The organism is Methanoregula sp. (assembly GCF_028679125.1).
Lineage (GTDB): Archaea > Halobacteriota > Methanomicrobia > Methanomicrobiales > Methanospirillaceae > Methanoregula.
On the sequence record NZ_JAJRCG010000024.1, the window covers coordinates 24,540 to 36,852 of the forward strand.

15 protein-coding genes, 2 tRNA genes and 1 other RNA gene are annotated in these 12,313 nt (G+C 54.2%); 8 read left to right on the forward strand and 10 right to left on the reverse strand.

Annotated elements, in window-relative coordinates:
• The first annotated feature begins 18 nt into the window (after positions 1-18).
• Together LUQ43_RS12420 and LUQ43_RS12425 are read left to right on the forward strand one after the other, a co-directional pair.
• Positions 19-180 (forward strand): zinc finger domain-containing protein, encoded by a 162-nt coding sequence (locus LUQ43_RS12420; protein WP_299968223.1) that lies wholly within the window; start codon positions 19-21, stop codon positions 178-180.
• Between the two features lie 3 nt (positions 181-183).
• A complete protein-coding gene (locus tag LUQ43_RS12425; RefSeq protein ID WP_299968225.1) occupies positions 184-441 on the forward strand; it encodes an elongation factor 1-beta in 258 nt (85 codons plus the stop codon).
• 54 nt (positions 442-495) lie between these two features.
• Here the strand turns inward: LUQ43_RS12425 and LUQ43_RS12430 are convergent, their stop codons facing one another.
• The 7 genes from LUQ43_RS12430 to LUQ43_RS12460 form a co-directional block, all read right to left on the reverse strand.
• Positions 496-1,452, reverse strand: a complete 957-nt coding sequence (locus LUQ43_RS12430) for a malate dehydrogenase (protein WP_299968227.1) — start codon at positions 1,450-1,452, stop codon at positions 496-498.
• Positions 1,453-1,465: 13 nt separating this feature from the next.
• Positions 1,466-1,776: signal recognition particle sRNA (ffs, locus tag LUQ43_RS12435), an RNA gene on the reverse strand.
• Positions 1,777-1,868: 92 nt separating this feature from the next.
• The gene (locus LUQ43_RS12440; RefSeq protein ID WP_299968229.1) at positions 1,869-2,900 is read right to left on the reverse strand and encodes a hypothetical protein; all 1,032 of its coding nucleotides are present in this window, start codon (positions 2,898-2,900) and stop codon (positions 1,869-1,871) included.
• 106 nt (positions 2,901-3,006) lie between these two features.
• Positions 3,007-3,081, reverse strand: a tRNA-Ile gene (locus tag LUQ43_RS12445).
• 5 nt (positions 3,082-3,086) lie between these two features.
• Positions 3,087-3,159, reverse strand: a tRNA-Asn gene (locus LUQ43_RS12450).
• A gap of 109 nt (positions 3,160-3,268) precedes the next feature.
• Complete coding sequence (locus LUQ43_RS12455) at positions 3,269-3,556, reverse strand: hypothetical protein (RefSeq protein ID WP_299968231.1); 288 nt, start codon at positions 3,554-3,556, stop codon at positions 3,269-3,271.
• 29 nt (positions 3,557-3,585) lie between these two features.
• Positions 3,586-3,852 (reverse strand): hypothetical protein, encoded by a 267-nt coding sequence (locus tag LUQ43_RS12460; RefSeq protein WP_299968233.1) that lies wholly within the window; start codon positions 3,850-3,852, stop codon positions 3,586-3,588.
• 60 nt (positions 3,853-3,912) lie between these two features.
• Between LUQ43_RS12460 and LUQ43_RS12465 the strand changes: the two genes are divergently transcribed.
• From LUQ43_RS12465 to LUQ43_RS12485, 5 genes are all read left to right on the forward strand, one after another.
• On the forward strand, positions 3,913-5,040 hold the full coding sequence (locus tag LUQ43_RS12465; RefSeq protein ID WP_299968235.1) for a Xaa-Pro peptidase family protein: 1,128 nt from the start codon (positions 3,913-3,915) through the stop codon (positions 5,038-5,040).
• Positions 5,037-5,912, forward strand: coding sequence for a type II methionyl aminopeptidase (map, locus tag LUQ43_RS12470; RefSeq protein ID WP_299968236.1), 876 nt, complete (start codon positions 5,037-5,039; stop codon positions 5,910-5,912). Before LUQ43_RS12465 ends, map begins: the two co-directional genes overlap by 4 nt.
• Positions 5,913-5,955: 43 nt before the next feature.
• Entirely contained in the window at positions 5,956-7,230 is a 1,275-nt protein-coding gene (locus LUQ43_RS12475; protein WP_299968238.1) for an ATP-binding protein, read from the forward strand.
• A gap of 1 nt (position 7,231) precedes the next feature.
• Positions 7,232-7,954: an MBL fold metallo-hydrolase gene (locus tag LUQ43_RS12480; protein WP_299968240.1), complete on the forward strand. Its 723-nt coding sequence runs from the start codon at positions 7,232-7,234 to the stop codon at positions 7,952-7,954.
• A 67-nt stretch (positions 7,955-8,021) separates the two neighbouring features.
• Positions 8,022-8,297: a DNA-directed RNA polymerase subunit L gene (locus LUQ43_RS12485; RefSeq protein ID WP_299968242.1), complete on the forward strand. Its 276-nt coding sequence runs from the start codon at positions 8,022-8,024 to the stop codon at positions 8,295-8,297.
• 156 nt (positions 8,298-8,453) lie between these two features.
• Here LUQ43_RS12485 and LUQ43_RS12490 read toward each other — a convergent pair whose 3' ends face one another.
• The 3 genes from LUQ43_RS12490 to ilvC all read right to left on the reverse strand — a co-directional run bounded on the left by LUQ43_RS12490 (position 8,454) and on the right by ilvC (position 10,815).
• On the reverse strand, positions 8,454-9,068 hold the full coding sequence (locus tag LUQ43_RS12490) for a translation initiation factor IF-2 subunit beta (protein WP_299968244.1): 615 nt from the start codon (positions 9,066-9,068) through the stop codon (positions 8,454-8,456).
• Positions 9,069-9,213: 145 nt separating this feature from the next.
• On the reverse strand, positions 9,214-9,693 hold the full coding sequence (locus LUQ43_RS12495) for an NAD(P)H-dependent oxidoreductase (RefSeq protein ID WP_299968246.1): 480 nt from the start codon (positions 9,691-9,693) through the stop codon (positions 9,214-9,216).
• Positions 9,694-9,825: 132 nt separating this feature from the next.
• The gene (ilvC, locus tag LUQ43_RS12500; protein ID WP_299968248.1) at positions 9,826-10,815 is read right to left on the reverse strand and encodes a ketol-acid reductoisomerase; all 990 of its coding nucleotides are present in this window, start codon (positions 10,813-10,815) and stop codon (positions 9,826-9,828) included.
• Between the two features lie 91 nt (positions 10,816-10,906).
• On the opposite strand from ilvC, the gene mptA reads away from it, so the two are divergent.
• The gene (mptA, locus tag LUQ43_RS12505; RefSeq protein ID WP_299968252.1) at positions 10,907-11,905 is read left to right on the forward strand and encodes a GTP cyclohydrolase MptA; all 999 of its coding nucleotides are present in this window, start codon (positions 10,907-10,909) and stop codon (positions 11,903-11,905) included.
• The last annotated feature ends 408 nt before the right edge of the window (positions 11,906-12,313 follow it).

Here is a 12,313-nt window from a genome sequence, read left to right on the forward strand (position 1 = left end):
TCCTTGGAGGAGTAATCAATGTCTGATAAGAAGTGTACGTCATGCAATGCTCCGCTTGCAGATGAAGGTGCAACGGAATTCGGTTGCCCCGCGTGCGGTGTTGAGATTAACCGGTGTTACCGGTGCCGGGAGCAAAGTATCCCCTATACCTGCCCGAAATGCGGATTCGGGGGACCGTGAGATATGGGCAGTGTCGCTGTCATCATGAGGGTCATGCCCGACTCACCTGAAGTGAACCTCGAGCAGCTGAAAAAGGCACTCAAAGAGAAATTACCTGGGATCCAAGATGTCAAGGAAGAGCCAATCGGATTTGGTCTCAAGGCGCTCAAGTTCGCCGCAATCATCAACGATGCCGGCGGAGAGACAGATACACTCGAAAAGACGATCGGTGCAATACCCGGTGTCGAACGGGCAGAGATCATTGAAGTAACCCTGACCTGATCAGTCAGGTCGTCTCTTTTTTCTGATCGATCCCAATTTATAATAGATCCGGATTTACGGTCCTTTTGCTTCCAGCGCTTTAATTACCGCATCTGTACTTGCGCGGATCTTTTCCACAGACTCGCGGAACGCGATCACTTCCGGTTCATCAAGCCGGATGGTAATCGGAAACACACCGTCGCGGTTGACACGGGCAGGCACCCCGATACAGACATTGCCGATACTGTGCACTTCCTTATGGATATACGTGGATACGGTCAAGATACGGTTTTCATCGGACAACACCGTACGCACGAGGGATGCAATAGCTTCCCCGGGGCCGTAGACGGTAGAGCCTTTGTTCTGGATAATCTGCTGGCCACTGCACTTCACTGACTCGATGAATTCTTTAACGGGTAAGTGAGCAAATTCCGGCAGGTTCGAGATCTTGATACCGCCAATAGAGGTCGCAGACCAGAGCGGTACGAGACTGTCTCCATGTTCCCCGATAACCCGGGTATGTACCTCACTGACATGGACATGGAAGTATGAGGCTATGAGGGATTTGAGGCGCATCGAGTCCAGGTGCGTCCCAAGGCCAAAGACCTGGCTGGGTTTCAGTTTCGAGTATCTCAGGGCAACACTGGTCATGACATCGACCGGGTTCGTCACTACAAAGATCTTCGTTGCAGGTGCTATCCTGCCGATTGTCTCAGCAATCGGGGCAACAATCCGTGCATTTTCAAGCGCGAGATCGAGCCGGTCCTGGCCCGCTTTGCGCGGCACTCCTGCTATGATAATAAAAATATCAGAATCACGACCATCGTTCAGATCAGTCGTCCACCTGACCCGGGTATCCGTTCCCTTTGCGGCAAAGGAGTCGCTGAGATCCTGCGTGATGCCCTGCAGAAGAGATTCCCGGCCAACTCTCCCGTGAAGAAGAATTTCACTCACATGCGGGATCGTGGATATTGCATGCGCTGCAAACATCCCGACATTGCCCGTTGCGCCGACGATGGTCACTTTTGCCATAGTAATCGTAAGAGTGGGGACGTGTTATCGGTCGACTGTACGTTTCTCCGTTCACCAAAGCATTCATCCTCCGCCCCGTTACCCCATGGGCGCCGAATGTCTACGGTAAGTCTGCTCCCTTCCGGGCCTGAACCAGTCCCCGCAGCAACAGATCGCCATTCCCTCCGGAATTTTGATTTCTGGCCATCGACCTCATGGGACGAGGTTTCAACGTCAGAACACACAGGATCCCGAAGGCCGTTGCAGCCTCAGTCAAACTTCGCCCCCCGCGTACCGACGGTTTCGGGTTACAAGTGACGCCGAGCCACCCGGGCTAGTCCCCATATACTTTTGCACACCGGTCAATAAAGACTTGTTACCTGATGCCAGGAAAAACCGGTAACAAAAAATGAATCTTACGGTGCAGGACTGATAACTCACGGGATGAATACTTCGCCGCCAACCCGGTCCTGCCATTCCTTCTGGATCCTCCCGGTTGCCAGCCGGTCCTTCTTTTCAAAGATATCAAGAGCGGTCAGGGGCGGAGTTCCCGTCAACAGGACTGACGGAAGTGCACGGAAATCTCCCTGGTATACTTCAATAACCTGCGCCCCTTCGGTCTCTGCGATCTTCACGGGTTCTTTCACTACCGGATGTTTTGCCATGTCCTGGACCTGTTCGAAGATTTTTACCCTGCTGACCAAGAGATAGTCCCTGTTCACTTCGAGATTGAACGCAGACCAGAACGCAGAGGCATACCATGCGTCATTCATAACAACCCGGGGTACACCAAGACACGCCGCAGTAAGTCCGAGGGTACCGACACCGGAACAGGCATCGATGAAATATGGCACCGGTGGTTTTCCCACGTGCTGCTCAACCGAGCGGATCTTCGGGTACCCGGCCCGGGGAAACTCGATATGGACAAGAGACTGCTGCTTGTATATCACCAGAGGGCCGGTTGACAGCGGGAATACATCCGCCCGCACATCGCACCCTGCGAGGAGTTCATAGACCTTCGGTACGGAATCCAGGTCTGCCGTGACAAGACCGGGAACGAAATCACCGGTCCTCACCACACCCCGCAGTTCTGGGATATCGCGTGCCAGGCGTTCCGCGGTCTTCTTTGTCACCCGGGACGAGAGGAGGACCAGCGACTTCTCCGGGAGGAAGGGCGGCCGGTCCATCGCAAACCCGGGATGAACGAGGGGGGAACCCACCGCAATCAGCGGGTCGGTCTTCTTAAGGTCACCCTCTTCGACCATGACAACCCAGATATGGGCAAAGACCTCATCAATAAACCGTTTCCCGCAGGAGCAGGGTTCCGCGTATTCAGGGTTGGGAAGGGGCAGGCGCTTGTCCAGTATCCGCATGCTGCACTCAGGACAGGGCAGGAAAACGGTGGGCAGCGTTGCAAGGATGTCCTTTGCAGATTTGACACAGTCCATCGCGCAGACGGGACACTTCATGTTGTTTTTCTATACATGTCCCATGATAGAAATGTTTTCAAACAGTGTTGCACGCAGAGTTCCTGATGAGGTGTGCACCGGCAGACCTATGAAAAAAAACAGGCAGTGGGCCCGAAGGGATTCGAACCCATGACCGCCCGGTTATGAGCCGGGCGCTCTAACCGGACTGAGCTACGGGCCCTTAAGCGCCCCCCACAGGGCTCGAACCTGTGACATTCGGATTAACAGTCCGACACTCTACCAACTGAGTTAGGGAGGCACGCTCAATGCGTTCTAATAGATTATTTCTGAGTACTTTTAAAGGTAACTATGAGGTTGCAGGCAGGGAACCGGTTGCACCCGCAGGAAAACGGAGAAGAAATACCAGGTTACATGTCCCGCTTCATCGTTTCAAGCATCCGGATAAGTTCGTCCAGATTCTCGTGCAGGTGCAAAAACAGGTCAACCGTCCGTTCGGTTGCGACAGCACCTTCCTGAGAAGCGCGGATATATCCCAACTGCTCCAGAACGTGAAGGGAGTAGCGGATGCGGTGGGAAGGCTGGTCGAGCAGTTCCGAGAGTTTCATGATGCCAATCGGCTGGTGGTCAGCCACGGCACGGGCTACCTCGAGGTGCCGTATGACCAGTTCAATCTCATCCTTCATCTTCTCGAGCATGCATTTCCATCCTACAGATCTGAACGTTCTTACTCAGGTTTCTGCTCATCTTCCTTTTTATCCGGCTGCTCATGAAGCCATGCCTTTGTCTCCCTATACCGTTTCCGAAAGTCAATGGTCAGGAGCCCCGCGCCAATGAGCATGACCACGATCAAGGGAAGACGATAGGAATCCAGCCGTGCCGGCAGGATAAAGAAAATGAGGACAGATACGGCGACAAGGAGGACGATGATGTTCAGTTCCACCGCAAGCCGGTAAAACTTCCAGCGGAACTGATCTCTGGCTTTTGCTTCCATCGTGTGTATGTCACCTCCGGAATAAAAGTACTTGACGTTTCACCGCACATATATGGACAGATGGATCCACTTTCCGATGCGATCAAGAAGAGCGGGGCGGACACCTATGTGATGTACGCCTCCTCACGGGATGCCGATATGCGTTACCTGACGCGGTTTACCACGAGCGACCCGTTTGTTTATGTTAAAAAGGCAGGTGAAAAAGGTACCATCATCATCTCCCAGATGGAGGTAGGGCGCGCGTCCCGTGAGTCCCCGTGCGCAGTCATGACCCGGGCCGAGGCCGGCCTTCCGGAGATCCTGAAAAAGGAGAAAGATCCCCTCCGCGCGACCGCAACGATGATTGCCGGCCAGGCCGGGAAAAAGATTCTTGTTCCACCCCAGTTCCCGGTCGGGCTTGCCCGTGCACTCGAAAAACACTGCACGGTCTCCGTTGACACGGGAACCGTCCTGTCCATGCGGGCAAAGAAGACGAAGACCGAGATCACCGCACTACGGCACGTCCAGAAGGTGACCGAGACCGCCATGGACCTGGGCATCTCACTGATCCGTAAGTCCACAGCAAAGAAAGGCGTACTCTATACCAAGGGCAAACCCCTGACCGCAGAGGATGTCAGGTTCGTGATGCACAGCCACCTGCTCTCCTGCGGGTGCACGGCAGTCGATACGATCGTTTCGTGTGGAAAAGATACGGCAATCCCTCACATGACCGGTACCGGCCCACTTTTGGCAGATGAGCCAATAATTATCGATCTCTTCCCCATGGAAGAGGCAAGCGGCTATTACGCGGATATGACCCGCACCGTGGTCAAAGGTGAGCCCTCCGATGAGATACGGGAGATGTACAATGCCCTGTGCGGGGCAAAACAACTCGCGTTCTCGCTCATAAAACCGAAAGTATCAGGAGCTGATGTATACCAGGCAGTTGTCGATTACTTCGCGGAGCGGGGATATGAGAGCGATACGCGGGGATTTATCCATAATCTCGGCCACGGGGTTGGTCTGCACATCCATGAAATGCCAACCGTGGGTCCCGCCGGAAAAGCACTCATTGCAGGTAATGTGATCACTGTTGAACCCGGCCTTTACTATCCCGGAACCGGGGGGGTCCGGCTCGAAGACATCGGCGTTGTTACGGCACGGGGCTTTGACAATTTTACGAATTATTCAGAGGAGTTGATCCTGTGAAGGACGATATACTGGAAAAATACCGCACGGCAGGCACCCTTGCCGCACGAATCCTGAAGGAAGGTGCTCAGCAGATTCGCGTGGGGTCATCCTATCTCGAACTCGTGGAATCAATAGAGGCTCGGGTGACAGATGAAGGAGCGGCCCTCGCATTCCCCCTTAACCTCTCCTTGAACGAGGATGCTGCACACGACACCGCCTCATGGGGCGATGAGCGCATCCTTCAAAAAGGTGATGTGGCAAAGCTCGATCTGGGCGTGCATATAGACGGGTACATCGCTGACACGGCAACTACGGTGGATCTCGGGAACAACTCCCTGCTTCTCGATGCCTCGCACGAAGCATTGGAAGCGGCTATCCGGACGGTAAAACCCGGCGCAACTGCAGGGGATCTCGGTGCCGTCGTCCAGAAGGAGATTGAGGGGCGCGGCTACCGGCCCATTTCAAACCTCACCGGCCACGGGCTGGCCCAGTACGTTCTCCACCAGTCCCCGACCATCCCCAACATCGCGATCAACGGGGGTGTTGTCTTAGAGGAGGGAATGGTCTTTGCGATCGAACCGTTCGCCACCACCGGCAGCGGTCACGTGCGCGAAAAGGCAAAGATGGAGATCTACTCCCAGATTTCAGAAAAGCCCGTCCGCATACCGGCAGGCCGCACGATCCTCGAAAAAATACAGGGGCGTAAAAGCCTGCCCTTCTCCCGCCGCTGGCTTGGGGAGAGGAAACTGGATCTCGCGCTCCCGACACTGATCAGGTCAGGTACCCTGCACGGCTACCCGGTCCTCTCCGATATTGCCGGCTCCCTTGTATCTCAGCACGAACACACCGTCATCGTGACAGGTGACGGCTGCATCGTGACCACGAGATGAGAAGCCTTATGCATGCAGGAGCCGATTAATTAAGGTTACAGCCATGTCTGGAGATGCCGATACCCTGCGCATTATGGAGATCGTTCTGACCGCAGAGATATACAATCAGAACCCCGATCTCGATATCAACGACCTGACTCCGGCGTGCCGTGAAGTCTTCGGCACCAATGGTGCTGCGGACGTCAAGCGCCCGGTCTTTGTCAGCGACGGTCTCATCAAGCGATCGCTCTCGATCGCCGATGCACACACGAAACTTGCGTCCAACCCGTTCATCGCCTACGAGGAGTTCGGCCAGCGGATTAGGATCACTGCGCTCACATCGGCCGCAGAATGGTTCCTGAAACAGGGCGGTAAACCGTTTGTCGAGAAGAACCCGGCGCTCGCATTCTATTTCGAGAAGACTGGTTCCAACGGCGTCACGCACTCCGCGGTCCGGAAGGCCAATCCCTCGTTCGAGGACACAAAAGCGCATCTCGATACCCGGATCTCGAAACTGGTCAGTGAGGACGAGAAACTCCGGGGCGCACTGGACCTTGTTATCGTCAGTGCTCCCGACGAGGTCGAGCAGCATATCGAGGATCTTGTCTGCACGGACGAGCAGATGGCGCTCATCGCGAAGATCCAGCACGCTCTCGACCACCGCGAGTTCCTGAGCCGGCACCGGATCTACGAGATCGGCAAACTCCTCTTTGTCGGCCCACCAGGTACGGGAAAGACTTCGCTTGCCCTCGCCATGTCCCGCACCATGCACATGCCGGTGCTCGAAGTCCGTCTTTCCATGGTCACATCCCAGTACCTTGGCGAAACGTCCAAGAACATCGACCGTATCTTTGACCTTGCCAAGATGCTCTCGCCCGCAATTCTCTTCGTGGACGAATTTGATTTCGTAGCAAAGAGCCGCACCACTGATGACCACGGCGCTATGAAAAGGGCGGTCAACGCACTCCTGAAGAACATCGACCGGGTGAACCTGATCAAGAACGGTGTCCTCCTGATCGGAGCCACTAACCACCCCCAGCTGCTCGATGAGGCAGCCTGGCGGCGTTTCGACGAAGTGGTGGAGTTCTCCCTCCCGGACGAAGAGATGCGGATGAACATCCTGAAAAAGGTGACCTCAACGCTCCACTGCACAGTCGACTATATGGCGCTGGCGAAAAAGACCGATGGCTTCTCCGGCTCGGACATCCGTATGATGATCAAGGAGGCCATACTATCGGCACTCATGGATAAACGGCAGGAGATAACCCAGGCCGATATTGAGAAAGGTGTCACCATGGTCAGGAAACGGGAAGCGATACGTCACCAGAACTGGTTATAATATGAAGATCACGCTGCTCGGCACCGGTGATGCAATCGGCACACCGCAGATCGGGTGTGAATGTCCCCAGTGCACGCATGCGAAATCCACCGGGGACATGCGGCTGCGCACCTCGCTTCTCATCGAGAACGAGGGAAAACACATCCTTATCGACTCTTCACCCGACCTGCGGCAGCAGCTCCTCCGCGCCGGCTCGCCCCACATCGATGCGGTGATATGGACCCACGGGCACTACGACCACTTCATGGGATTTGGAGAGTTTTATCGGGTCCAGAAGATCCCGCCGGTCTTTGCCGCCACGGAGGTTCTGAACTACTGCTCGGATTACTTCCGCTTCCTCAGGTTCGACAAGATCGCGATTGAACCCTACGTGCCATTCTCCCTCTTCGGCATCACCATCACGCCGTTTATGGTCAGGCATCCCCCTGCGTTCACCTGCGGCATGCGTTTAGAGACCGAAAAATCGCGGATCGGGTACACGTCAGACACCAACATCAACCTCCCGGAAAAGAGCCTTGATCTTCTCAAAAACCTCGATCTCCTCCTGCTCGACGCAATCGTGCCCTCACGCATCAACATCCCTAAGCACATGAATTACCTGGATGCCTGCTCCCTTGCCCGGCAACTCGCTCCGAAAGATTTTCGGTGCGTGCACATGAGCCACATGATACCCTGGGATCTTCCCCATACCGCCAAGGATGGAGACGTCTTCGAATTTGCCTGAACCGACAGCAATCCCGGCACAGGGCAACCCATACCTTAATAGTTTTCACGTTCCCAAACATAGGTGCATGATTGTAAAAGTACTCGAGCTCGAAAAAGACAAGGTGCGTCTTATCATCCAGGGAGAGGGACACACGTTCATGAACGCCCTTGTTGAAGAGATCTTAAGCGACCCTGATGTTGACGTCGCACGCTACAATATCGAGTTCCAGTTCTCGGACCCGGAACTCCTCGTCACCACCAAGAACAAGAAGAATGCCCTGCCAATCATCAAGAAGGCCTGCAAGCGGATATCAGGTCACTGCGACGAGCTCATTAAAGGAATCAAGAAGACAAAGGCCTGATATTCAGGGCCGATATTCTCCCCGGAATACTTTTTTTATCCATTCTCTTACCTATCATCCTTCCTGGCCACGCCCGCTCATCACAGGAAATATCCGGTACCGTAGCGGAGAGACCGCCAGAACCTGAAAAAAAGTATTGAAAAGGTATTATCGGGATTATTCCGCCCGATCGGTAAAGACGATGGACCCTGAGATACGCGAGATCTTGATCTTGACTTTCTGGCCAGGCTTGGACTGGGCCACGTACATGATATAACGGCCCATTTTGACAACCCCGTCGCCCCGCTTTGAGATCGACTGGATCTCGACTTCCATAATCTGGCCTTCCTCAAGATTCTCCGATACAGGTTCAGTCCTGGCCTTCCGCTTCCGGACCGGACGGTGACCCCCGCAGGCATCGCACCGCAGGAGCATGACCCGGTCATCCTTTACGAGCCGCGTGTCAGGCTTGCCGCACTCGGAGCAGATGACATAGTCCTCAACATAGCTCTTGATGATCGCCTTGATGAGCGGTATCTCGAATTTTCCATTGAAGATTGCGCGGTTGCCGTCGATCTTCCCGCTGGTCCCCAGTTCGCCCAGCATGAATTTCATCACATGGTCCGGTTCCCGGCGGACCTTCGCGACGATCTCGGCAAAATTTTCAAGAACCGTCGTCTTGCCTTCGACATACGCCTTTGCCTCGGGAACTACAAAACGCTCCGAAGACTCGGTCTTTTCCGTGATATTGGAATATGCCTGTTTGAGGAGTTGTTCATACGGGTCCGTCATAATTGTATACTATAAAGGTGCCGGCTGACAAAAAGGCTTTCTTCGATCATATCAGCCTGCCATGCCGTGAAGGCGATCCAAGAGAGTTTCGGGAACCGGATAAAAAAGGAGAGACTGAAGACAGATCCCGGACCGGAGATCATACTCAGGAGAGATCCTTGATCAGGACCGACACCATTTCCTTTGTCTTCTTCTCGTTCTCGATATCGTTCTGGTGGATATTGGTATTCCCCACACATTTCATGCCGCGTGCCTCAATCCATTTCTGGAAGAGCTCAGCAGTCTGCCCGGGTTTGCCACCGTGCGTACAGAATGCGGTTGCTTTCTTTCCCTCACACCCCACCAGGGAATCGATCGCCGCGTGGATCGCAGGGGTTGGCTTGAACGCCCAGACCGGTGATCCGAACACCAGCTGGTCATACCCGGAGACATCAAGGGATCCCGGTTCGATCAGGGTCTTCTCCTCTCCCATCGCCATTTTGCACCGGACAAGGAAGCCGGTGAGCCGGTTGTACCCGGTCTTATCGGTAACCTCGACAAGCTTCCCGTCGCATGCCGAGGCAATATGCTGGGCAGCGTGGCGGGTGTTGCCGGTCTCGCTGTGATAGATGATGCAGATGTTCATTGTGGTAGTATTGGGAGGGGACATTAAAAAGCTTTGAAGATGATTCTGCCGTTTAAAACCGCAGATCGGGAATGCCTGAAATAAAAAAAAGATTGGGGGTATTTTCAAAATATGAGAGTAATCCTGAAAGGATCACTTACGGAACTGCGGCATCATGCCGCGGACTTCCCTGCCTACTTCCTCGATGAGGTGGTCCTCATCTGCGTTGGTAAGAGCCGTGAACATCGGGCGGTTCACCATGTTCTCAAGCATCCATTCCCGGGCAAACTTCCCGCTCTGGATCTCCTCAAGAATCTCCGCCATCGCCTCGTAGGACTCATGCCCGATCACGCGGGGACCGCGGGTCAGGTCGCCATACTGTGCCGTGTTGCTGATGTACTGGCGCATGTTGGTGAGCCCGCCCTCGTAGATGAGGTCAACGATCAGCTTGAGCTCGTGGCATACCTCGAGATATGCCATCTCCGGCTCGTAACCGGCATCGACAAGGGTCTCGAATCCGGCCTTGACCAGTGACGTGCAGCCACCACAGAGCACAGCCTGCTCACCGAAGAGGTCTGTCTCGGTCTCCTCGCGGAACGAGGTCTCAAGAACAACGGCGCGGGTAGCACCGATACCCTTCGCATATGCAAGGGCGATCTTGTGTGCATTACCCGTGGGATCCTGCTGGACCGCAATGAGCGCGGGCACTCCCTTGCCCTCCTCATACTGCCGGCGGACCATGAAGCCCGGCCCCTTGGGTGCTACCATGACGACGTCGACCGTTGCCGGGGGGACGATCTGGCCGAAGTGAATGTTGAACCCATGCGAGAACATGAGACACTTGTTCGCCGTAAGGTTGGGAAGGATTTCGCTTTTGAACACCCCGCCCTGGAGCTCATCGGGAACAAGGATCTGGATGATGTCAGCACTCCTGACTGCATCCGCGACCTTCATCACTTTCATGCCATCCTTTGCCGCTGCATCCCAGCTCTTCCCGGGACGCAGGCCGATCACAACGTCGAGCCCGCTGTCCCTTAAGTTCAGCGACTGCCCTCTGCCCTGTGACCCGTAGCCGATAACGGCGATCTTCTTGCCTTTCAGCACGCCGAGATCCGCATCTGCCTCATAATATTTTTTCAGCATAGATGATCCCTTTCATATCAGCAACAAAGCACATAAATATTATATGAAAAAACTAAAGAGTCACACGAATACCCATTGGATGCGATGACCTATTACCCGCACACCATCTGATCCCTTATCCGACAGAACATCATTCAGCAAGGAACTACCGGACGTCCAGGCCACATCCCCCGATGTCCGGATCAACCTCACGCGTGTCGGCGTGAAAAATGTCAAGAAACTGGTGGAAGTCTACCGGGCAGGAAAGCGTCCGGTCATCTTCATCTCGAATTTTGATGTCTATGTTGACCTGCCCGGCAGCCTCAAAGGTGCAAACCTCTCGCGCAACTTCGAAGTGATCGATGAGGTTCTCCAGCAGGCAATTGACGGGGAGGTCACCCAGATTGAGCAGCTGTGCAGCGTAGTTGCACGAAAGCTTCTCGACCGGCATGAATATGCGGACCGGACCGAAGTGCTGATGCGCAGCGAGTTCATGGTCAAACGCGAGACCCCCGTCAGCCACACCACATGCCACGAGGTTGTCAAGGTGCATGCCAGGGCAATAGCCCGCCGCACGTTCAGAACACCTATCGTCAGGAAGAGTATCGGTGCCGAGGTTACGGGCATGACTGCCTGCCCCTGCGCCCAGAACATCATGAAGGAACGCGCCATGCGGGTCCTTGAAGGACTCGACGTCAGCAAGGACAAGATCGACGAGTTCTTTGCAGCGGTGCCGATGGCCACCCACAACCAGCGCGGCAAAGGTTTCCTCTGTATTGAAACTGACGATGATCAGCAGGTGGATCTCGAGAAAGTCATCAGTATCCTCAAGGATTCGATGAGCAGCGGCATCTACGAGCTCCTGAAACGGGGCGACGAAGGCGCAGTGGTGCTCGCCGCGCACAAAAATCCCCGGTTCGTTGAAGACTGTGTCCGGGAAATGGCAAGAAAGGTGCTTGCCGAATTCGATTACCTGTCCGGCGATTCCCGGGTCACGATCAAGCAGACCAACGAGGAAAGCATCCACCAGCACAATGCCTATGCCGAACGAAAGGCCACGATTGCCGAATTGGCCGATGAAATGAACGGCGATCAGCACAATTCCGACTGAAATTTTTTTTAAACCACGTAAAAATAATAGATTATTTAAATAATAAGTTTTTATTTTCAGATTCGTGTCATCGTTTCGCCGAATTTCCAGAAATTGCTGGTTTTAACCCAGAGATGTGAAAACCGCATCCATTTTATGGCGTTTTTCGCCGTAGAATCGAGTCATAAAGGTTATAACAGGGTCGGTATAAGATACAGTTGAACGTACGTTGTACGCTCACTAATCTCTAGAGATGAGAGATACAGAGAGTAATTTCGTAGAGAGATTCGAACAACGCAACATAACATGAGGCGATAATATTGTCGAAAGTTGTAGAGATTTCCCCAACCACAAGACATGAGGGACACTCCAAGCTGACGCTCAAGGTCAACGACCAGGGCATCATCGAGACCGGTAACTGGTGTTCCA